At 71.7% G+C, this 21,141-nt stretch carries 17 protein-coding genes; 6 read left to right on the forward strand and 11 right to left on the reverse strand.

Annotated elements, in window-relative coordinates; translation table 11 throughout:
* Nucleotides 1–49: 49 nt before the first annotated feature.
* The 7 genes from H180DRAFT_RS06970 to H180DRAFT_RS07000 all read right to left on the reverse strand — a co-directional run bounded on the left by H180DRAFT_RS06970 (nt 50) and on the right by H180DRAFT_RS07000 (nt 6,980).
* Nucleotides 50–658 (reverse strand): hypothetical protein, encoded by a 609-nt coding sequence (locus tag H180DRAFT_RS06970; RefSeq protein ID WP_055485100.1) that lies wholly within the window; start codon nt 656–658, stop codon nt 50–52.
* Between the two features lie 6 nt (nt 659–664).
* Nucleotides 665–1,531, reverse strand: a complete 867-nt coding sequence (locus tag H180DRAFT_RS06975; protein ID WP_055485101.1) for a carbohydrate ABC transporter permease — start codon at nt 1,529–1,531, stop codon at nt 665–667.
* The gene (locus H180DRAFT_RS06980) at nt 1,531–2,559 is read right to left on the reverse strand and encodes a carbohydrate ABC transporter permease (protein WP_079099905.1); all 1,029 of its coding nucleotides are present in this window, start codon (nt 2,557–2,559) and stop codon (nt 1,531–1,533) included. The genes H180DRAFT_RS06975 and H180DRAFT_RS06980 overlap by 1 nt, the downstream gene beginning before the upstream one ends.
* Nucleotides 2,559–3,842, reverse strand: a complete 1,284-nt coding sequence (locus H180DRAFT_RS06985; protein ID WP_055485102.1) for an ABC transporter substrate-binding protein — start codon at nt 3,840–3,842, stop codon at nt 2,559–2,561. The genes H180DRAFT_RS06980 and H180DRAFT_RS06985 overlap by 1 nt, the downstream gene beginning before the upstream one ends.
* A 104-nt stretch (nt 3,843–3,946) precedes the next feature.
* Nucleotides 3,947–4,690, reverse strand: coding sequence for a hypothetical protein (locus H180DRAFT_RS06990; RefSeq protein ID WP_055485103.1), 744 nt, complete (start codon nt 4,688–4,690; stop codon nt 3,947–3,949).
* Nucleotides 4,691–4,843: 153 nt separating this feature from the next.
* Nucleotides 4,844–5,794 carry a DUF6807 domain-containing protein gene (locus H180DRAFT_RS06995; protein ID WP_055485104.1) on the reverse strand — a complete coding sequence of 317 codons (951 nt, stop codon included), beginning with the start codon at nt 5,792–5,794 and terminating at the stop codon, nt 4,844–4,846.
* Nucleotides 5,795–5,801: 7 nt separating this feature from the next.
* On the reverse strand, nt 5,802–6,980 hold the full coding sequence (locus tag H180DRAFT_RS07000; protein WP_055485105.1) for a Gfo/Idh/MocA family protein: 1,179 nt from the start codon (nt 6,978–6,980) through the stop codon (nt 5,802–5,804).
* A 324-nt stretch (nt 6,981–7,304) separates the two neighbouring features.
* Between H180DRAFT_RS07000 and H180DRAFT_RS07005 the strand changes: the two genes are divergently transcribed.
* Nucleotides 7,305–8,474: a LacI family DNA-binding transcriptional regulator gene (locus H180DRAFT_RS07005; RefSeq protein WP_055485106.1), complete on the forward strand. Its 1,170-nt coding sequence runs from the start codon at nt 7,305–7,307 to the stop codon at nt 8,472–8,474.
* 98 nt (nt 8,475–8,572) lie between these two features.
* Nucleotides 8,573–9,448 (forward strand): sugar phosphate isomerase/epimerase family protein, encoded by an 876-nt coding sequence (locus tag H180DRAFT_RS07010; RefSeq protein ID WP_055485281.1) that lies wholly within the window; start codon nt 8,573–8,575, stop codon nt 9,446–9,448.
* Nucleotides 9,449–9,698: 250 nt separating this feature from the next.
* Here H180DRAFT_RS07010 and H180DRAFT_RS07015 read toward each other — a convergent pair whose 3' ends face one another.
* Nucleotides 9,699–11,108, reverse strand: coding sequence for a S28 family serine protease (locus tag H180DRAFT_RS07015; RefSeq protein WP_055485107.1), 1,410 nt, complete (start codon nt 11,106–11,108; stop codon nt 9,699–9,701).
* A 152-nt stretch (nt 11,109–11,260) separates the two neighbouring features.
* Here H180DRAFT_RS07015 and H180DRAFT_RS07020 point away from each other — a divergent pair, with 152 nt between their 5' ends.
* Nucleotides 11,261–11,764 (forward strand): NUDIX hydrolase, encoded by a 504-nt coding sequence (locus H180DRAFT_RS07020; RefSeq protein WP_055485108.1) that lies wholly within the window; start codon nt 11,261–11,263, stop codon nt 11,762–11,764.
* Between the two features lie 150 nt (nt 11,765–11,914).
* Here the strand turns inward: H180DRAFT_RS07020 and H180DRAFT_RS07025 are convergent, their stop codons facing one another.
* A complete protein-coding gene (locus H180DRAFT_RS07025; protein ID WP_055485282.1) occupies nt 11,915–15,889 on the reverse strand; it encodes an ABC transporter ATP-binding protein in 3,975 nt (1,324 codons plus the stop codon).
* A gap of 839 nt (nt 15,890–16,728) precedes the next feature.
* Complete coding sequence (speB, locus tag H180DRAFT_RS07030; protein ID WP_254665912.1) at nt 16,729–17,757, reverse strand: agmatinase; 1,029 nt, start codon at nt 17,755–17,757, stop codon at nt 16,729–16,731.
* Nucleotides 17,758–17,921: 164 nt separating this feature from the next.
* Between speB and H180DRAFT_RS07035 the strand changes: the two genes are divergently transcribed.
* The 3 genes from H180DRAFT_RS07035 (at nt 17,922) to erm (ending at nt 20,064) form a co-directional block, all read left to right on the forward strand.
* Entirely contained in the window at nt 17,922–18,725 is an 804-nt protein-coding gene (locus tag H180DRAFT_RS07035; RefSeq protein WP_055485109.1) for a phosphatase, read from the forward strand.
* A gap of 97 nt (nt 18,726–18,822) precedes the next feature.
* A complete protein-coding gene (locus tag H180DRAFT_RS29740) occupies nt 18,823–18,984 on the forward strand; it encodes a hypothetical protein (RefSeq protein ID WP_159033564.1) in 162 nt (53 codons plus the stop codon).
* Nucleotides 18,985–19,296: 312 nt separating this feature from the next.
* On the forward strand, nt 19,297–20,064 hold the full coding sequence (gene erm / locus H180DRAFT_RS07045; protein WP_055485284.1) for an ErmE/ErmH/ErmO/ErmR family 23S rRNA (adenine(2058)-N(6))-methyltransferase: 768 nt from the start codon (nt 19,297–19,299) through the stop codon (nt 20,062–20,064).
* 87 nt (nt 20,065–20,151) lie between these two features.
* Here erm and tesB read toward each other — a convergent pair whose 3' ends face one another.
* The gene (tesB, locus tag H180DRAFT_RS07050; RefSeq protein WP_055485111.1) at nt 20,152–21,042 is read right to left on the reverse strand and encodes an acyl-CoA thioesterase II; all 891 of its coding nucleotides are present in this window, start codon (nt 21,040–21,042) and stop codon (nt 20,152–20,154) included.
* Nucleotides 21,043–21,141: the final 99 nt, after the last annotated feature.

Genomic DNA, 21,141 nt, shown 5'->3' on the forward strand with positions numbered 1-21,141 from the left:
CCGGCGCGTACGGGTAACCGGGACGGCACGCGCCCGGCGGCGGCCCTGCTCACCGTCCGCTCCCCTGCCGCAGTTCGACGGCGGTCAGGGCCAGGGCCAGCGGCCCGGGAAGCAGCAGGACGACGGGCAGCAGCGCCCACGCGCACACGGCCGCCGTCAGCACGGCCAGCAGCACCAGGCCGCTGCCCGGCAGATCCTTCACCGTACGGACGGCGCCCGCCTGCACGGCGGGAAGCCAGCCCGGCAACTGCTCGTGGGACCGCTGGGCGCTCGCGCGCAGCCCCACGACCGCGGCCGCGGTGGCGACCACCGCCAGGGCCAGCGCGAAGGGCCCCGCGCCCGGCAGGCCCGCCGAGGCGAGCCCGGCGTCGGCGGCGACCAGCGCGCCGAACGCGAGCGCGACAGCTCCCGCGGCCCATTCGCCGCGCCGGGCCAGCCGCCGGCGCAGCACGGTGAAGTAGCGTCCCGCCGTGCAGGGTTCGGCGAACAGGCGCCGGCGCCGAAGCAGCGTGCACGCGGTGGACAGCGCCGCCGGGAACGTGACCAGCGGCAGGGAGGCGACGGCCGCGGCGAGGCCCAGCGCCAGTACGTCGGCGAAGAGTTCGAAGCGCGCCCCGAAGAGGTCGCCGCGGTCACGGGGTATCCGCGAAGTGCTCACGGAAGTTCAGCCTTTCAGCCCGGAGTTGGCCATGCCCTCGACGAGCAGCCGCTGGAAGGCCAGGAAGAACAGCACGATCGGCAGCAGCGCGAACACCGACATCGCGAACATCGGCCCGTAGGCGGACTGGCTGGAGGTGTCGACGAAGGTGCGCAGCGCCAGTGTGAGTGTGTACTTGGCCGGCTCGAAGAGGTAGATCAACTGCGTGAAGAAGTCGTTCCACGTCCAGATGAAGGTGAAGATCGCCGTGGTGATCAGCGCGGGCCTCGTGAGCGGAAGCACGACCCGGGCGAAGATGCGGAACGGTCCGCATCCGTCGATCTTCGCCGCCTCGTCCAGTTCGCGAGGAAGCCCGCGCATGAACTGCACGATGAGGAAGACGAAGAAGGCGTCCGTGGCGAGGAACTTCGGCAGCACCATCGGCCAGAACGTGTTCACCATGCCGAGCTGGTTGAAGACGATGTACTGCGGGATCAGCACGGCGTGGTGCGGCAGCATGATCGTGGCGATCATGAAGGCGAACAGCGGCCCGCGCATGGTGAACCGCAGCCGCGCGAAGGCGTACGCGGCCAGGGAGCAGCTGAGCACGTTGCCCACGACGGCACCGAGCGAGATCGTCAGCGAGTTCCCGAACAGCTGAAGCAGGGTGACGCCTTCGATGCCCTCGGCCGCGGTGCCGTAGTTCTCCGTGGCCAGCCGGGAGGGCAGCAGGGCGAGGCTGGCGAGGACTTCGTCCGCCGGTTTGAACGAGGTGGCGACCAGCCAGGCCAGCGGGTAGAGCAGCACGACGAGCACGGCCAGGGCACCTCCGTGGAGCGCGACGCGCCGCCAGTCGGTGCGGCGGTGCTGCCCGTGGACAGCGGTGACGGACATCAGGCCGCCTCCTCGTTCGCGTAGAAGACCCAGGACCGGGAGGTGCGGAAGAGCACCGCCGTGACGATGCCGATGGCGAGCAGCAGCATCCAGGCCATCGCCGAGGCGTAGCCCATGTGCGAGGCGGTGAAGCCCCGTTCGTACAGGTAGAGCGTGTAGAAGAGCGTGGAGTCCGCGGGGCCGCCCCGGCCGCTGCTGATCGCGAAGGCGGGAGTGAAGACCTGGAAGGCCTGGATGGTCTGGAGCACCAGGTTGAAGAACAGCACGGGAGAGAGCATCGGCAGGGTGATCGAGGCGAACTGGCGCCACCTGCCCGCCCCGTCCACGGAGGCGGCCTCGTACAGGTCCCGCGGAATCTGCTGGAGCCCGGCGAGGAAGATGACCATGGGCGCGCCGAACTGCCACACGGTCAGCAGCGCCACGGCCAGCAGCGCCCAGCCCGGCCGGTTGACCCAGCCGCCGATGTGGAGGCCGAGGCCGCTCAGCAGGTTGTCGACGGTGCCGCCGTCGTTGAACATCGCCCGCCACACCAGCGCGACGCTCATGGAGGCGCCGAGCAGAGAAGGCGCGTAGAAGGCGGAGCGGTAGAAGTTCCGTCCGCGCCTCATCGACTTCAGCGCGACGGCGACGGCGAGCGCCAGGGCGAGTTGCAGCGGCACGGCGACGAGGACGTAGAGCAGCGTGTTGCCGACGGAGCGGAGCAGCCGCGGGTCCTCGGTGAACATCTGGACGTAGTTGCGCAGGCCGACCCACGACGGAGCATCGAAGAGGTTGTAGTCGGTGAACGACAGGTAGAGCGAGACGGCCATCGGCAGCAGGGTGAGCACGGACGCACCCAGCACCCACGGGGAGAGGAACACCCAGGCCGGGCCCTGCCGTTCGCGCCTGGGCGGGCGGCCGGGGCGGCGCCCGCGCGCACCGGGTGCAGCGGTGGCGGGCGTGCGGGCCCCGGGGAGCGGGGAGCTGCTGCCGGGCGCAGCCGCGGGAGGAGCCGCCCGGGTGCGCGAAGTCGTCGACGGTTCCGCCATCAGTGCCTCAGCTCCGCTCGTGCCTCGGTGAGGAAGTTCTCGGCGGCCTCGCGCGGTGAGAGCTTCTCGAAGGAGACCTGGTCGTAGTCCCGCTGGAAGGTGGACTGGAGTCCGTTGTCACCGCGCGGCGGAGCTGCGGGCGGCGCCTTCAGCTTGCCCTGCAACGACAACTGGAGTTGCGCCACCTGCTTCTGGAAGCCCGTCACCGTGGAGAGCACCCTGCGGCGCTGTGTGCTGTTGACCGGCGTGCCCCGGTCGACGCCGAGAATGTCGGCGGCCTTGTCGGAGTTGAGGAAGAAGTCGATGAACTGGGCGGCCTCGCGGGGGTGTTCGCTGCGGGAGGCGATGCCGAGCAGCATGGAGGGCTTGTAGTACTGCCCGAAGGTGCCGTCCTCGCCGGTGGGCGTCGGGGCGATGGCGAGCCGGTCGCCGTACATCGCCTCGTAACCAGCGGAGGGCGCGTCCCAGTTGAACTCCGCGACGGCCTTCTTGCGTCCCATCGGTGCGTCCTCCACCGAGCCGGACATCTGCGTGGTGTCCGTGGCGGGGCTGACCAGGCCCTCCTTGCGCAGCGCCGAGGTGAAGGTCCACCAGCGTGCCAGGTCGCCCGCGCTGAAGGCGATCCGTCCGTCGTCGGTGTAGAGCTTCTTCCCCCGGCCGCGCAGCCAGATCTCGAACTGGTCCTCCGCGGCGCCCGGGTCCGTCATGGCGTAGGAGCCGCGGTGCTCCTTCACCTTGCGCAGCGCCCGCACCCAGTCCTGCCAACTCCAGCCCGCCTCGGGCGGTTCGGCCCCGGCGTCACGCCAGGCCTTCTTGTCGTATGCGACCGTCTGCGTGCCCACTCCCATCGGCAGGGCGAACTGCGTGCCGCGGACCTGCCCGGTGCGCAGCAGCGCCGGGTCCATCTTGTCCGTGGACAGGTGCCGGCGCTGCCGGGACAGGTCGAGCATCACGTCGGAATCCGCGTACTGGCTGATCTGCCGGTAGTCGAGCTGGATGAGGTCGGGCACGTCGCCGCCCGCCGCCTGGGTGGCGAGCTTCTGCTTGTACGACTCGTACGTGGAGTAGGAGGTCTGGATGTCGACGGACGGATGGGCCCGTTCGAAGGCCGCAACGGCCTTCTCGGTGCGGGCGGCGCGGTCGGCGTTGCCCCACCACGTGAAGCGGAGCGTGACCTTTCCGTCGGCGGCGGCCGAGGGTCCGCCCCCGCAGCCGGCGAGCGTCGCGCACAGGGCGATCGCCACGGCTGCCGCGCAGGACGCCCTCGTCCTGGATGCGGGCATGCGATGAACCTTTCCGGTACGTGCGGGCGGGGGTGGTCGGAGGCGGGCGGTCAGGAGGCAGGGGTGCCTGGATGTCTCGTCACGCGGTGGCCGGGGGCTCCCGGCTATTCGCCGTAGTACGGCAGCGTGGTCCCGGGCAGTTCGTACTCGTCGCGGCGTCCGCACATCCCGTAGCCGCCGCGCCGCGTGGGCCCCGTCGAGCGGGCGCGGGCGCCGGAGAGGTGGGAGGCGTCGCCGCAGGCGAGGGCGGCGAGGTGCTGCCCGGTGAGTTCCGCGGCGGCGAGCGCGCCGTCCCGCCAACGCGGCTGCCAGGCAGCCACCTTGGGGGCGACGAGGCGTGCGGCGGCGCGGTGGAACGCGTGCAGCGGCTCGCTGTCGCCGCTCTTCACCGCGTCCCTGAGGAGGAGGTAGCCGGCGACGGCGAGATCGCGCCGCTCGCGTGCCGCGCGGTCGGCCTCGGGGCCCTCCTTGGCGGGCAGCGCCGCCGCGGCGGCGTACGCCCCGGGATCGGCCAGCACCTCCTGCGGAAAGGTGAACACCGCGTCTCCCGACTCGGGCAGGCCGCTGTTCTGCATCAGCACGGTCACCCGCAGCCCGTCGCCGCCCACCATCCGGTGCACGGTCCCCGGCGTGAACCAGGCGATCACACCGGGCTCCAGCGGGGTCTCGGTGAAGCCGTCCCCGGGCGTGAGCGTCTGCACGGCGCCCTCTCCCCCGGTGACGACGTACGCCTCCGTGCAGGCGAGGTGGATGTGGGGGCTGCCGCCGCACACTCCGTCTGCGGCCTCCCAGTCGTAGGCGGTGATGTGCGACAGGCCGATCCCGCCGGGCAGCGGCGCGTCAAGCACGTTCTCTCTCCTTCAACTCGGCTTTCAGGGTGGGTGGTTCACGGGGCGGTTCACGGGGTGGTTCACGGGGCGGTGCACGGCTCCGTGGGCCCGGGGCGGTCACGGGACCGGGGGTTCACGGCCGGTGGTGCGGCGGCCCCTGGGCCTCGCCCTTCACCAGGGAATCGACTTCAGGTGGCGCTCGATCCCGTCCGCGTCCAGGGCTCCGTCGGCGACGAGCACCCGGTAGCGGTACGCGAAGGAGCCGCCCGGCGGCAGGACGAACTCGTCGAAGAAGGCCCAGGAGAAGGCCACGCTCGGAATGGGTTCGGAGCGTACGAACCAGTGCGAGGCGTGCACGGACTCCTCGTTGCCGGGCGCGTGCGCGAAGACCAGCGTCGAGTGCGCGTCCACGTCGTCGTGTTCGCCGACGAATCCGATCCACGGGTGCTCGGTGGCCGGCTGCCCCATCATCTCCTCGTCGGTGCTCGGCCCGGCGGGTGAGAGGACCTGGCCGCCGGTGAAGTCCCGGGGACCGCGCCACTGAAGTCCGGTGTAGCCGGCCATGTCGCGGCCATGCGTCGTCGGCGAGCCGAACTCCAGTGGTTTGTCACGGGTGTTGGTCAGCTCGATGGCCCAGTCGATCGCGTACGTGCCGCTCCGCGCGTCCACGGAGTGCAGCGCGACACGGCGCCGTTCGCGCGCCCACTCGTCGCCGCCGTTCTCGACCCAGGTCAGCAGCTCGGTAAAGTCCAGCCTGTCGTCGGCCACTTCGAACGCGTCGAAGCCGTCGTGCCGCATGGACCCGACGAGTTCGGGACGCGGCAGATAACCCTCCCCGTGCACATAGCAGTTGCCGCCCCAGAAGTTCTGGCCCGACAGGTGGCTGGCCGTCATCTGCAGGCCCTTGTGCCAGCGGTGGTCGTTGGGCCGGTAGCCCGTGACGGTGCTTCCGGCGAGGGTGCGCAGCGGATGCGCGTACGGCTTGCGCGATTCGAAGGCCACCGGATCGGGGGCGTAGACGTAGGACATCAGTTCCGTGCCGGCGGCTTCGACGCCTATGCGCTCGCCGTGGGTGTGAGTGACGGTGACGGGGAGGTGGTCGCGGGGGACATCTGCGCTCATCGTGCTGTCAGTGCTCCTTCGGGGCCCAGTCCGGGTGTTCGCCGTGCATGGCGCGGTAGAAGGGGTCCTGCGGTGTGATTTCACCTTGCTGCACGGGCTGTGCCGTGAACGCCGACTTGTAGAGCGCGGCGAGGAATTCGAGTGTGCGGCGGGCGTCGGGCCCGCTGCCCGGGGGCCGTTCGCCCTTCTCCATGGCGTCGAGGAAGCCGCCGAGCTGGGCCGCGTGCGAACTGGGCACGTCGGCGGCGGGGGTGCGCCAGTGCGAGGTGCGTTCCGTCCGGCTGCGGGCGTGCGGGGCGGGGGTGTAGGCCCAGTCGTCGTTGCCGTACCCGTACAGGTGCGTCAACTCGACCGTGGCGTCCGCGCAGTCGATGCGTATGCGGCTGACCTCGTCCGGGCTCAGGACGCTGTTGACGACGGTCGCCATGGCGCCGTTCTCGAAGCGGACGAGGGCCGTCGAGACGTCCTCGCTCTCGACGTCGTGCACGAGACGCCCCGCCATGGCCCGTATCTCGCTCCATTCGCCGAGGAGATGCAGCAGCAGGTCCATCTGGTGGATGCCGTGGCCCATTGTCGGACCGCCGCCCTCCGTGGCCCAACGTCCGCGCCAGGGAACGGAGTAGTACTCCGCGTCGCGGTGCCAGGTGGTCTGGCAGTGGGCCACCAGCGGCGCCCCGAGGTCTCCGGAGCGCAGCAGGCCACGGGCGTGCGCCGCTCCGGAGCCGTAGCGGTGCTGGAAGACGACGGAGGCGAACGGGCCCCCGCAGGCGGCCGGTTCGCCGGTGCCCGGCGGGACTCCGGCCTCACCGGCACCCCCGGCCGGCGTCCCCTCTTCCGCCGCGATGGCGTCGTACTCGGCGAGCGAGAGGCACAGCGGCTTCTCGCACAGCACCCACGCCCCGGCGCGCAGCGCCGCGCGCGCCTGCTCGGCGTGGAGGGAGGGCGGCGTCCCGACGAGCACGAGGTCCGGCTCCTCGGCCGCGAGCATCTCCGTCATGCCCGGGTATCCGCTCACACCGTCCCCGGCCTCGCCGAGGAAGTCCGCGAGACGGCTCTCGTCGACGTCGACCGCGCCCACCAGACGCACACGGTCCGCGTGCGCCCGCAGCGCCGGCAGGTGAGCTCCGGTGATGATGCCGCCGGTGCCGACGACCGCGGCGCGTACCGGAGTCTTCTCGAACGCCATACAGCAGTGGCCTCCCCAAGAGTGCAAGCGCTTACTGTGCGAGGACACTAAGGGTGCTTGATATGACAGGACAAGACCCCGTGCACGAGGGGGCCGGAATGTCCCGGCCGGAACCGGCCGGTGATCCGGTTGCAGTCACCAAGGGACACGCGGAGTGAGAACATGGGCGCGCCCGGCCACCGACGAACCCGACTGTGCCGTGTGCGCTGCACCGATGCACATTCGCGCGTCGACCCGCCGCCGCGTCGGAGCACGAGTGCGGGGCCGCCCGGTGAAGGCGCTCCCCGAAGACATGTACGTGGACTGTGGACAACGGAGGACTGGATGGCAGTGACTCTGGCCGATGTGGCGACGCGCGCAGGGGTCTCGGCAGCGACCGTCTCGCGCGTGCTGAGCGGCAACTACCCCGTCGCGGGCGCCACCCGCACACGGGTCATGCGCGCGGTCGAGGAGCTCCAGTACGTCGTCAACGGCCCCGCCAGCGCACTCGCCGCGTCCACATCCGACCTGGTCGGCGTCCTGGTCAACGACATCGCCGACCCGTTCTTCGGCATCATCGCCAGCGCCGTGCAGAGCGAGATGGGCACCGTCGGGCAGAGCGGTGCCGGCGGCCAGAAGCTCGCAGTCGTCTGCAACACCGGCGGATCCACCGAGAGTGAGCTGAGCTATCTCACGCACCTTCAGCGCCAGCGCGCGGCCGCCGTCGTCCTGACCGGCAGCGGCGTGGAGGACGAGAAGCACGGCGCCGCACTCGCGACCCGGCTGCGCCGCCTCGCCTCCGGAGGCACCCGCATCGTGCTGTGCGGCCGGCCCCCTCTCGCCCCCGAGCACCAGGAGCCGGAAGGCGCGGCACGGGAGAAGGCACGAGCGCCGAAGGAGGACGGACAGGGCGGGGAGTCCGTGGGCTCCGGCGCGGACAGCGGGCACGGCATAGTCACGATCGCCTTCGACAACCGCGGCGGCAGCCGAAGGCTCACCGAACACCTCCTCTCCCTCGGGCACCGCAGCATCGGTTACGTGACCGGGCCCTCCGACCGCACCACCACCCGCGACCGCCTGGAGGGCCACCGGCTCGCGCTCCGCGCCGCAGCCCCCGAACTCCTCGCCGACGCCGATCAGTTCACCGTGCACGGCGGCGCCTACGACCGCTCCTCCGGCTACGACGGTGCCCTCGAACTGCTGCGCCGCGTGCCCCGTCTGACCGCCGTCCTCGCCGCGAACGACACCGTGGCCCTCGGCGTCTGCGCCGCGCTGCGCGACCAGGGGCTGCGCATCCCCGAGGACGTCTCCGTCGCGGGCTTCGACGACCTTCCCTTCAGCGCCGACGCCTCGCCGACGCTCACCACCGTCCGCATTCCGCTGCACGACGCGGGCGCCCGCGCCGGGCGGCTCGCCCTCGGCCGCGAGACTCCGCCACCCGGCGGTGTCGCCACCGTCCGCACCGAACTGCTGGCGCGCGGCTCCACCGCCCCGCCGCCCGGGCCCCGCGGCTGAGCTGGGACGCCGCCTCTCACACCCCGGTGCGGGGGCACACGCGATCAGTTGACGCCCGGAGCTTGTACGAGGCCATGGCCATCTGATCCGCTGTGCCCATGCGACTCGCCTTCTCCACCCTCGGCATTCCTTCCGTACCTGTCCCCGAAGCCGTACGCCTCGCGGCCGACTCCGGCTTCGAGGGCCTGGAGCTGCGGGCACACGCGGAGGAGCCCGTCCATCCGGGCCTGACCCTGGCCGAACGTGTCGACGTGGTCGAGGAGTTCAAGCAGGCAGGAGTGGAGGTCCTCTCGCTCGCCGGCTACGCCAAGGTCGCCGCCCCCGGCGACGACGACGCCGTACTGACGGACGTGCAGGAACTCATGGAGCTCGCGAGGGACTTGGGCGCTCCGTTCGTACGGGTCTTCCCCGGCGGCGGCGACAGCAGCCGCGAGGAGAGCGACGCGACCGCCGCCCGGCGGCTCGCGGCGCTGGCGCCGCTCGCCGCGGACCTCGGAGTGCGGCTGCTGCTGGAGACGCACGACTCCCACAGCACCGGCGAGGACGCCGCCCGCGTCCTCGCCGCCGTGGGTCACGCCTCGGCCGGAGCGCTGTGGGACGTCATGCACACCTGGCGCGCGGGCGAGGACCCGGGCGCCAGTCAGCGCCTCCTCGCGCCGTTCCTGGGCTATGTGCAGGTGAAGGACATCGCCTCCGCGGAGGACACCACGCCACTGCCGCCCGGCCGGGGCGTGCTGCCGCTGCGCGAGGTGGTCGGGCTCCTCACGCACGCCGGCGACGCGAAGGACCCCATCGGCGCCGTCGGGACGGACGGAAGCGTGGCCACCGGGCCGCACTCCGACTCGGCCCGCGGCTGGCTGTGCTGGGAGTACGAGAAGCGCTGGTACCCGCAGGTGCCGGACCTGCCCGAGCTCCTGCCGTCGGTACGCGACCACCTGCGGAGCCTGATGACGGGGGACGACGCAGGGAAGTGAAGGCACCCGCGACGCCGGGGGCCCGTGCCGGCGCCCTGCCACGCCCCTGTCGCTGACCTGCCACCGACGCTGACCTGCCGCCGCCCCAGCCGCACGGACGCGGACATGCCTCACGGACGCGGACATGCCTCACGGACGCGGACATGCCGGTGCCCGGCCGGGCCGAACAGGCCCCGGCCGGGCACCGGTTGTCGTGCGTGAACGGGGACGCCCGTCGGACGCCGGCAGGTGCCGGAAGCCGCCGGAAGCCTTACGGCCGCAGCATCCGCTCCTGCTTGACGGGACGGTCCAGGTCCGCGTCGGGCTTCGTCAGACGCTTCGGCGTCGCACCGCTCGCGGGCTCCACCCCGGCCCACTCCAGCAGGGCGGCCGTCGCCGTCTCCTTGTCCTTCTCACTCAGCTTCGCGATGTTCGCACCGTGGTTGGCTCCGGGCGCCTCCAGGACGTACGAGTCCTCGGTGCCCTTGCCGACGCTGAACGCCTCCGCGCTCCACGGGTCGTTCTCACCGTTGACGAAGAGCATCCGGGACGCCTTCGTGCGCACCCACTTGTCGATGTCCTTCATTGCGTTGCGCTCGAACTTCATCGGGATGTCCCGCGGCACGTAGGTGCGGGGCTTGTTGAGACCCGGGTACTTGCGCACGTCGTCCAGGAGCGGCGACTCGTAGTCGGGCGAGCCCAGCTGCGTACCGGCCTGGTAGTAGTACGGCGTGTAGTACTCGATGCCCTGGTCGGTGCCGGCCTCCCAGCCGCCGATCTCGTTGCCCCAGTCCCACAGTTCGTCGCTCGAGGCCTTGGTGGAGGGCACGGCGTCGCACTCCTCCTTCTCGAGGTGGTACTGCCAGAAGCCCCACACGATGTCCTGGGCGACGAGTTCGAAGGCCTTGTCCGCGCTGCCGACCACCTTGAAGGTGTAGCCCTGCTCCTTGGCGAGCTTCTTCAGCCGCTTCACCATCTCGCCCCGGCGGTCGAAGATCTCGTGCTGCGCGGCGTTGAGCCGGTCCCGGCACTCCTTGGAGCCGACCTTCTCGAAGAAGCTGTAGTAGGCCGAATCCTCGTCGTTGTTCACGTCGTTGGGCGCGACGTAGGCGACGGTGCCGTCCATGTCCTTGGGGTAGAAGCGGCGGTAGTACGTCGCCGTCATTCCGCCCTTGCTGCCGCCGGTGGAGATCCAGCGCTCGCCGTAGATCTTGTTCAGCGCCTTGAAGATGCGGTGCTGGTCGCTGGCCGCCTGCCAGATGTCCAGCTTCGACCAGTCGGCGGGGTCGGGCCGGGACGGCGTGAAGAACCGGTACTCCATGGAGACCTGGTTGCCGTCGGTCAGCTGCGTCGGCTCGCTGCGCCTGGGCTCCTCGCTCAGCCCGTAGCCGGAGGTGAAGTAGACGGTGGGCCGGTCCTCGCCCTTGTGCAGCAGGGAGATCCGCTGCTTGAAGGTCCCCTTCCCGGGGTTCCTGTGGTCCACCGGCTGTTCGTAGTTGAGGAGGAAGAAGCGGTAGCCCTCGACCTTCTTCTCCTCGATGAAGCTCATCCCCTTGATCGCGAGGATGCGGTCCTTGATGTCGTTGCCGGCCGCTGTGGCGGCCGTCGCCGACGCTCCCCCGGCGCCGGCGGTGCCTATGAGCACCGCAAGCGACAGCGTCCATCTGAGCGTTCTTCGCATGCGCTCTCCCCTGGATCCCGTCAAAGTTCGCAGTGAACTTACCGGCACGGATGACGTACCGCCAGATCTGTCGCGCCCTGCACGAGATGTCGCATGAGTCACAGCCTCCCGGCGGGGAGGCCCCGGCGAGGGAACCCTCTAGGCTGCGTGGCATGACCGACCACCCGTGTCAGCCGCAGCCCCTGGTGACCGGGCCGCGCAACATGGCGCTGCTCGCCTTCCACGACGCGCGGGAACGGCCGGAGGACGCCGCCTTCGACGACGCACCCATGGGGTACGCGCTGGTCGTGCTCTGGCACGGGGCGAAAGTGCTGATGGTGTACGAGCGGGAACGTGAGTGCTGGGAGCTGCCGGGCGGCGGGATCGAACCCGGGGAGTCCCCGAGGGCGGCGGCCGTACGGGAGTTGCGGGAGGAGACGGGTCAGCTGCTGGAGCCCGGCGAGCTGCGGTTCGTCGGCCACACGCGGACGGCGCTGGGCGCGAGCGGACGGGTCCTGTACGGCGGGGTCTTCACGGCGCGCATCGAGCGGCCGCGCACGTTCGTCCCCAACAACGAGGTGTCGGCGGTGCACTGGCGCGCGGAGGGCGAAGCGCTGCCGGGCGGCGGCATGGTGCAGACGGTGGACGAGTACATCGTGGAGCTGTGCCGGGACTGAGCGGTCTCCGGACGCGGAACAGACCGGGAAGGACACCGCGCAGGACCCCGGGCAGGACACCGCGCAGGACACCGGACAGGACGCGGCGCAGGACCGCGGGCGGCGCGTCCCCGTGAACGCGCCGCCCGTGATCCGGGAGTGCTGCAGCCGTCAGACCTGGGACCGCGAAGGCTCCGCCGCCGGCATCCCGGCCGGTTCCGTGCCCCCGGCGAAGGTGCGCCACAGCCTCGCGTACTTGCCGTCCCGCTCCAGCAGTTCGCCGTGCGTGCCGTCCTCCACGACCCTTCCGTGGTCGAGGACCACGACCCGGTCGGCGCGCGCGGCCGTCGTCAGACGGTGGGCGACGACGAGAGTGGTGCGCCGCCCGGCGAGACGGTCCGTCGCCTGGTTCACCAGCGACTCCGTCGCCAGGTCCAGCGCGGCGGTCGCCTCGTCGAGCAGCAGGATGTCGGGGTCGACCAGCTCGGCCCGCGCCAGCGCGATCAGCTGCCGCTGTCCGGCGGAGAGGTTGCGTCCGCGTTCGGAGACCGGATGCAGATAGCCGCCGGTCAGGGTGGCGATCATGTCGTGGGCCCCCACCGCCCTTGCCGCCGCCTCGACTTGGGCGTCGTCGGCGTCGCTGCGCCCGTACGCGATCGCGTCGCGCACCGTCCCCGGGAAGAGGTACGGCTCCTGCGGGACGACGCCGAGACGGTGCCGGTAGGCGGGCAGGTCGAGAGTGCGCAGGTCCTTGCCGTCGACCAGCACCGCTCCCGTCGTCGGGTCGTAGAAGCGGGCGACCAGCTTGACGAGGGTCGACTTGCCGGCGCCCGTCTCACCGACGAACGCGACGGTCTGCCCTGCCGGAACGGTCAGTTCGACACCGGAGAGCGCCTCTTCCTCGTGCTTGCCGCCCTCGGCCGTCGCGTAGCGGAAGTGCACGTTCTCGAAAGTGATCTCGCCGCGCAGCGAGCCCGGGTCGACCGGCTCCGGGTGGGCCGGGGTCGTGGTCTCCTCACGCAGCAGCTGCTGGATGCGGCCGAGCGCCACCGACGCCTGCTGGTAGCCGTCGAAGACCTGGGAGAGCTGCTGCACCGGCGAGAAGAACAACTCGATGTAGAGGAGGTAGGCGACGAGGGCGCCCGCGGTGAGCGTCCCCTCCTCGATGCGTCCGGCGCCGACGACGAGGACACCGGCCGTCGCGAACGCGGCCAGGAGCTGCACGAACGGGAAGTACACCGAGATCAGCCACTGCCCGCGCACCCGCGCCCGCCGGTACCCGTCGCTGCGCTCGGTGAAGCGGGCCGTGCCGCGCCGCTCGCGGCGGAACGCCTGCACCATGCGCAGCCCCGCGACGGACTCCTGGAGGTCGGCGTTGACGACGCTGACGCGCTCACGCGCCAGTTCGTACGCCTTGACACTGTGACGGCGGAAGTAGACCGTCCCGACGATCAGGAACGGCAGCGTCGCGAAGACCACCAGCGCCAGCTGCACGTCGAGCACGAACAGCGCGACGAGGATGCCGAGGAAGGTGAAGACGGAGACGACGGCGGTGACGAGGCCGGTCTGGAGGAACGTCGAGAGCGCATCCACGTCGGTGGTCATGCGCGTCATGACCGCGCCGGCGAGGTGGCGCTCGTAGTAGTCGAGGCCGAGACGCTGAAGCTGCGCGAAGATCTTCACCCGCAGCGCGTACAGGACGCGTTCACCGGTACGGCCCGTCAGCCGCATCGCGGCGTACTGCGCCACCCACTGCCCGGCCACGACCGCCAGCGCCAGCGCGGAGGCCGTCCAGACCGCGCCGAGCGCCGCCTTCTGGACTCCGTCGTCGATGCCGTTGCGGATCAGCACGGGCAGCGCCAGTCCGAACCCGGCGTCGAAGGCCGCGAAGAGCAGCGCCACCGCGAGGGCGGCGCCGAAGCCGCGCAGCAGGCGGCGCAGCCCGTAGGACTCCTCGGGCCGTTCCGCGTCGGCCTCGTCGACGTCGGGCACGTCCTCGGCGGGCGGCAACGCGGCCACGCGGGCGAGGAGTTCGGGACTGCCCGGTGAGGCGGCCAGCTCGGAGGCGAAGCCTCCGGGGCGGCCGGCCTGGGCTCCGCTCACGTCGGTGCGCCCCGGGCCGGAGTCGCCGTCGGGCGACGAGCCGTCGGCGCGCACCCACAGCTGGGGCGTGATGCCGCCCTCGGCCGGGACGGCGTCCGTTCCGGCCGGTGCGGCACCGGCCGGCACCGCGCCGGGGCCCGCCAGGCCCGCGGGGTCGCGCTCGACCTCGCCCAGCTCGTCGGGGTCGGTCAGCAGCCTGCGGTAGAGCGCGCAGCGCTCCGTCAGCTCCTCGTGCGTTCCGACGTCGGCGAGGCGCCCGCGGTCCAGTACGGCGATCCTGTCGGCGAGGGCGAGCGTGGACTGCCGGTGTGCGATGAGCAGCGTCGTACGGCCCGCCATCACGCTCCGGAGCGCTTCGTGGATCTCGTACTCGACGTGCGCGTCGACGGCGGACGTCGCGTCGTCGAGGAGCAGCAGCCGCGGGTCGGTCAGCACGGCCCGGGCGAGGGCGATGCGCTGGCGCTGGCCGCCGGAGAGAGTCAGCCCCTGCTCGCCGACGGTGGTGTCGTAACCGTCGGGCAGTTCGGCGATGAAACCGTCGGCCTGTGCGATGCGGGCAGCGGCGTGAATCTCCTCGTCGGTCGCATCGGGAGCGCCGTAGGCGATGTTCTCGCGGATGGTGTCGGAGAAGAGAAAGCTGTTCTCCGGGACGAGCCCGATCGCGGACCGCAGCGAGCCGATCGTCAGATCGCGCACGTCGTGCCCGCCGACCCGTACGGCGCCGCTCGTCACGTCGTAGTAGCGGGGCAGCAACATGGCCAGGGTCGACTTGCCGCTGCCGCTGGAGCCGACGACGGCGACGGTCTCCCCGGGCTTCACCCGCAGCCGGAAGCCGTCCAGGACGCGCCCGCGCGGGGCGGGGCCGTGCCCGTCCCGCGCTCCGTGGCCGCCGTCGGCGCCGGTGCCGTGGCCGTCGCCGGTTCCGTTGACGTGACTGTCGCCGGTTCCGGTGCCGTGACTGTCGCCGGTTCCGTCGGCACCGTCCTGCGCAGCGTTGTCCTGGCGCTCGTATCCGAAGGCGACGTCGTCGAACTCCACGGACGCCTCGGCGTCGGCGGGCAGCTCGTGCGCGCCGGGCCGCTCGGTCATCTGGGGCTCGGTGTCGATGAGTTCGTAGACCCGCTCGACGCCGGCACGTGCCTGCTGCCCGACGGTCAGCATCATCGCGAGCATCCTCACGGGCCCGACGAGCTGCGCGAGATAGGTGGAGAAGGCGACGAACGTGCCGAGAGTGATCTCTCCCCGCGTGGCCATCCACCCGCCCAGCGCCAGCATGCCGACCTGCCCCAGCGAGGGCACGCTCTGCAGGGCGGGCGTGTAGCGGGAGTTGAGGCGCACCGTCCGCAGCCGCGCTGCGAACAGTTCGCGGCTGATGCGGCGCAGCTTGCCCTTCTCCTGCTCCTCCTGACCGAACCCCTTCACCACCCGCACGCCCGTGACGGCCCCTTCGACGACGGACGCCACGGCACCTGCCTGCTGCTGCGCGTACCAGGTCGCCGGGAAGAGCCGCGTGCGGCTGAGGTTGGCGATCCACCACAGCGCGGGGAAGACGGCGACCGAGACGAGCGTGAGCACCGGCGAGAGCACGATCATGACGACGAGCGCGACCGCGAAGAGCAGCACGTTCCCGATCATCATCGGCAGCATGAACAGCAGGCTCTGCACGAGCTGCAGATCGCTCGTGCCGCGCCCGACGACCTGGCCGGTCGACAGTTCGTCCTGGCTGCGACCGTCGAGGCGGATGATCGCGCGGTACATCTCGGTCCGCAGATCGTGCTGGACGTCGAGGGCGAGCCGGCCGCCGTAGTAGCGGCGCGCGTAGGTGAGGACGTAGACGGCACCGGCTGCGAGCAGCAGCAACCCGATCCACAGGGCGAGGCCGCCCTCGTGCCCGACGACCACGTCGTCGATGATCACCTTGGTGAGCAGCGGGACGAGCGCCATGACGCCCATGCCGGCGAGCGAGGCACCTACGGCCAGCACGACGGCGCGCCGGTAGCGCCAGCAGTACCCGGCGAGCCGCTTCGCCCAGCCCTGCTGCACCGGCGGCCCGGCGGGCGCCGCCCTCCCGGCTTTCCCGGCCTTGCCCGCCTGCCCGCCCTTCTCCGTCTGCCCGGGTTCACGGCTGCCGGGCTCCTCCGCCCGGCTCCGCGGGCCCCGGCCCTGCCCGTGCTGCGTCTCGTCGGCCGGTTCCGTCCCCGTCGTCACCCTGTGCCTCGCCTTCCCGTTCCCCGCGGTGTGCCTTGCGCGTGGGAGTGGTCCCACGCGCTGTCGCCGAAGGCTGCAACGTCCCGGGGCAGGGGATTCATCCCGCGGCGGCGGCCGGCGGCGAAGTCCCGACTTTCGGCTTAGGTCCTGCCCGGTACCCGGGGACCACCTGCCCGGTACGGGAGGACCAGGGGGAACCGGCCGGACCGGAAGGCGAACCGGGCCCGAACGCAAACCGGGGCGGTCGGGAGAGCGAGGGGCTCTCCGACCGCCCCGGCGGGGACGTCCATGGAATGCTGACAGGTGGCACCCCCCACAGGGCCGACGCTGTCGCCGTCATGTGTCGTCCCCATCCCGCGGGACCGCAGTGGGAAGTCTGTCGGGAACTTTCACGAGATGCACCACCGACCGACCAGATTCAGTAACGTTTTGCGTTGAACCACGTTCGCACAGTTACCGCTTACTGTCTGTGAGTGCAATCACACGCACCGCTTCCACCAGCCATGTTCCAGCGGCCCGTCGGGCCCCCGGTATGCACGGTGTGCGAGCAAGCGCATACAGTCCGTCCCCAAGACGGCTGGAAACCGCCCCATGTGCGTCTCTCGAACCACTTGTCGAACCGGATTCGCACGGCAGAACCGGATTCGCACGGAGCCCGTCAGGCGCTCGTGCCCCTAACGCCCCGCCCGTGCCTCGGCGATCTGCCGTGCCATGACCGTCGTCAGCTCGTAGGCCGTGTGCGAGGCGGCGACGGACGTGATCTCCGCGTGGTCGTAGGCGGGGGCGACCTCCACCAGGTCCGCGGAGACAAGGTGACAGCCCGCGAGACCGCGGATGATCTCCAGCAGCTCGCGTGAGGTCAGTCCACCGGCCTCGGGGGTGCCGGTGCCCGGCGCGTGTGCAGGGTCGAGCACGTCGATGTCCACCGAGATGTAGAGGGGCCGCCCGCCGATGCGCTGCCTCAGCTGGTCCGTCACCTCGTCCACGCCGCGGCGCATCACGTCCGCCGAGGAGACGATGCCGAATCCCATCCTCGCGTCCTCGTCCAGGTCCTTCCGTCCGTAGAGGGGGCCGCGGGTGCCGACGTGGGAGAGGGCCGAGGTGTCCAGCAGCCCCTCCTCGAAGGCCCGCCGGAACGGTGTGCCGTGCGTGTACGCCGCCCCGAAGTAGGTGTCCCAGGTGTCGAGATGGGCGTCGAAGTGGAGGAGGGCGACCGGTCCGTGCTTCCGCACGACCGAACGCAGCAGCGGCAGGGCGATGGTGTGGTCGCCGCCGAGTGTCATCAGCCGGGCGCCGCTGTCGAGCAGACCGTCGGCCGCCTCCTGCACGGTCTCCACGGCCTCGCCGATGTCGAACGGGTTCGCCGGGATGTCACCGGCGTCCGCCACCTGCGCGAGGGCGAACGGCGCGGCCTCCTGCGCCGGGTTGTACGGGCGCAGCAACCGGGAGGCCTCGCGGATCGCGTTGCCGCCGAAGCGCGCGCCGGGCCGGTAGGAGACCCCGGTGTCGAAGGGGACGCCGACGACGGCCACGTCCGCGCTGCCGCCGACCTCGTCCATACGGGGCAGCCGCGCGAATGTCGCCGGCCCCGCGTAGCGGGGCACGCGGGAGCTGTCCACCGGCCCGACGGGCTCCGGCTGCGGCGCGTGCGCGGGCTGCCCGCCGCTCGGCTGGGACTGTCCGTGCTGCTCAGGTGTGCTCATGGGCGCGAGCGTAGACGCAGGGGAAGCGGCCGCTCGTTGGACGTAACCGGAAGCCGCGGGCGCCGACTTGTCCGCCGCGTACATGTGTGCCGGGAACGGGGGGCGCACGGCAGTTCCCGGGGTGCGCGGGACGCGGCCCGCACGGCAAGGGTGACAATGACCGCATGCCCATATTCGCGCCCGCCGTCGCACCGTCCAGGTCCGAGCTCATCGACCACCTCGTACGTACCCGCATCGCCGGCGACGTGGCCACCCCCCGCGAGAACAACCTCTCCCACTACCGCAAGCTCGCAAACGGCGACCGCTACTACTGGCTCGGCCTCGAGCTCGGCGACCGCTGGAGCGACGAACAGGACGTGCTGGCGGTGATGGCGGAGCGCTGCGGCGTCGTCGACGACCCGGACCACCGCGGCGGCCAGGACACCATCGACCCGGAGATGACCGTGGGCGCCCTCGACCGGGCGGCGGCGGAGCTGCGCAAGGCGGCCGAGGGCCGTATGCGCGTGCTCTTCGCGACGGGACACCCCGGCGCGCTGCTCGACATGCACGGAACGCTCGCGCAGTGGCTGCACGCAGAGGGCTGCGAGATCGTCCGCGTACCGCTGGGCACGTACACGGACGACGGTGTGGTGGTGCAGTTCGGCGGCGTCGCGGTGCACGAGCGGGGAGCGTCCCTGTGGCACACCCACTCCCCCGCCCCGATGGCCGCCGTGCTGGACCAGCTCGGGCGGGCCGGGGAAGCTCCGCCGGACCTCGTCGTGGCCGACCACGGCTGGGCGGGATACGCCGGGCAGCAGGGCATCGAGACGGTCGGCTTCGCGGACTGCAACGACCCGGCGCTCTTTCTCGGCGAGGCGGAGAACACCCTCGCGGTCACCGTGCCGCTGGACGACCACGTCACCGATCCGCGCTTCTACGAGCCCCTCACCTCGTACCTGCTGGCGGGTGCGCAGCCCGGTACGGACTGACCGCGGGAGGACGCGGGGAACGGGAGGACGCGGGGAACGGGAGGACGCGGAGAAAACCGTTTGCTCCGCTCCGCCGGACCCGGTTAGCGTCCCCACCATGTCCGCAGCGACTCAGGCGATCATCAACGGCGCGAGCGCCGCCGCGCTGTGGACCTCCCCCATGCCCGCAGGGCCTTGTGGGACCGGCTGGGCCTGCCCCCAGCTCGTCGTCCGCCCGCGCGGCCGGCGCCCGGCCCTGGCCGACCGCCAGGACGCCTGAGGCGCACCCGGCTTCCCGAGCTGCCCGCGCGCGGCCCCGGTCTCTTCCGGCCGTGGCTCCGCCCCGCCGCAGCCGTCGCTGCCGCACCACCGCTTCCACCACGCGTCCCGGCCCGTGCCCAGGGCCTCCGGTGTCCCCATCGACCGGACAGGCCCGGCGGAGCCGTGCCGTACGAGCGCCGTACGGAACTCGGAACTCCTCGCGCATCGCGACCGCGCACACGCACGCACGCTCAACGTGCACACATGCACGCCGCACACGCGCGCACCGGCACGCCGCCGCGCCCGTCCTCACACACCCGAGGACTTCGCCGTGGCACGCCGCCGCAAGACGCTCTCCCAGAACTTCCTCCACGACACCGCCGCCGTACGGCGCGTCATCCGCGCCGGGGCACTCCGCCCGGACGCCCTCGTCGTCGAACCCGGCGCGGGGCAAGGCGCGTTGACGCGCCATCTCGCCACCGGTGACCGCCGCGTCATCGCCTACGAGATCGACCCGCGACTGGCCGCACAGCTCTCCCGCCGCCTCGGCGGCCGGCCCGGTCTGCGCGTGGTCCGGGGGGACTTCCTCCGCTCCCGGGCACCGCGCGAGCCGTTCGCCGTGGTGGGCAACATCCCCTACTCCCGCACGACCGACATCGTCCGCTGGTGCCTGGCCGCGCCGCAGCTGACCTCGGCGACGCTCCTCACGCAGTTCGAGTACGCCGCCAGGTCGACCGGCGGCTGGGGGCGCTGGCCGCTGCTGACCGTGAGCACCTGGCCGCAGTTCGGGTGGCGGCGGCTGGGACGCGTCGGGCGCGAGTCGTTCACACCCGTGCCGCGCACGGACTCGGCGGTGCTGCGGATCGAGCGGCGCGACAGGCCGCTGCTGCCGCCCGGACTCATGCCCGCCTATCGGGACTTCGTCGCTCACGGCTTCACCGGGGTGGGCGGTTCGCTCGCGGCGACGCTGTCGCGGCGGCACCGCACGGCACGTGTCCGCGCGGCTTTCGCCCGGGCGGACGCGGACCCGTCGGCCCCGGTCGGGCTGGTGCCCCCTCAGCAGTGGCTGACGCTCTTCACGGAGCTGGAGACCTGCTGAACTTCCGTTCCGGGCCCTCGCCCGAATTCCCTTGCGGCGCACGGCACATGCCGTGCGCCGCGCGCGGTCGGCCCTGACCGCCGACGGTCAGTCCCGGCCGCGCGGCACCCGGACGACACCCTCCTGGATCACCGACACCGCGAGCCGGCCGTCGCGGGTGAAGATCCGCCCGCTGCCGAGACCGCGTCCGCCCTGGGAGGTCGGGCTGGCCTGGTCGTACAGAAGCCACTCGTCCGCGCGGAAGGGACGGTGGAACCACATCGCGTGGTCCAGGCTCGCCCCGACGACGTCGCCGACCGCCCAGCCACCGCGGCCGTGCGCCAGCAGCACCGAGTCCAGCAGCGTCATGTCGGAGACGTACGTGGCGAGGCAGATGTGCAGCGTCGGGTCGTCGAGCGGGCCGTCCAGCTTCCCGTTCGTACGGAACCAGACCTGCGAACGGGGCTCCCGCGGCTGTCCCGCACTGGCGAACGGGGGTTCGCGCACGTACCGCAGATCGACGGCGGCGCGCGCCTTCATCAGCCGCTGCGGCACGTCCGAGCCGCGGAAGAGCTCGGCGTACCGGGGCATCATGTCCTCGGCCGTCGGCAGAGTTCCGGGATCGGGCGCCTCCGGCATCGGCTCCTGGTGCTCCAGCCCCTCCTCGTACGCCTGGAAAGAACTCGACAGGTGGAAGATCGGCTGCCCGTGCTGGACGGCCACGACCCGGCGGGTGGTGAAGGAGCGTCCGTCCCGGATGCGGTCGACGGTGTAGACGATCGGCGCGCCCGGGTCGCCGGGGCGGAGGAAGTAGGAGTGCAGGGAGTGCGGGAGACGCCCTTCGGGCACGGTCCGGCACGCGGCGACGAGTGCCTGCGCGGCGACCTGCCCGCCGAACACCCGTGGGACGACGGCCGCCCGGCTGTCGCCCCGGTAGATGTCCTGTTCGACCCGCTCCAGATCGAGCAGGTCGATCAGGGACGTCAGTTCATTGCTCATGCCGGCGATTGTGCCTGTCGTGAACTACCTGCGGTTACGGCGCAGATCACAAACCGGAGTGAAGCGTTCCGGATCACATCCGGAACCGTGGCCACCGGA

Origin of the sequence: Streptomyces sp. WMMB 322 (assembly GCF_900090145.1) — a bacterium.
GTDB lineage: Bacteria > Actinomycetota > Actinomycetes > Streptomycetales > Streptomycetaceae > Streptomyces.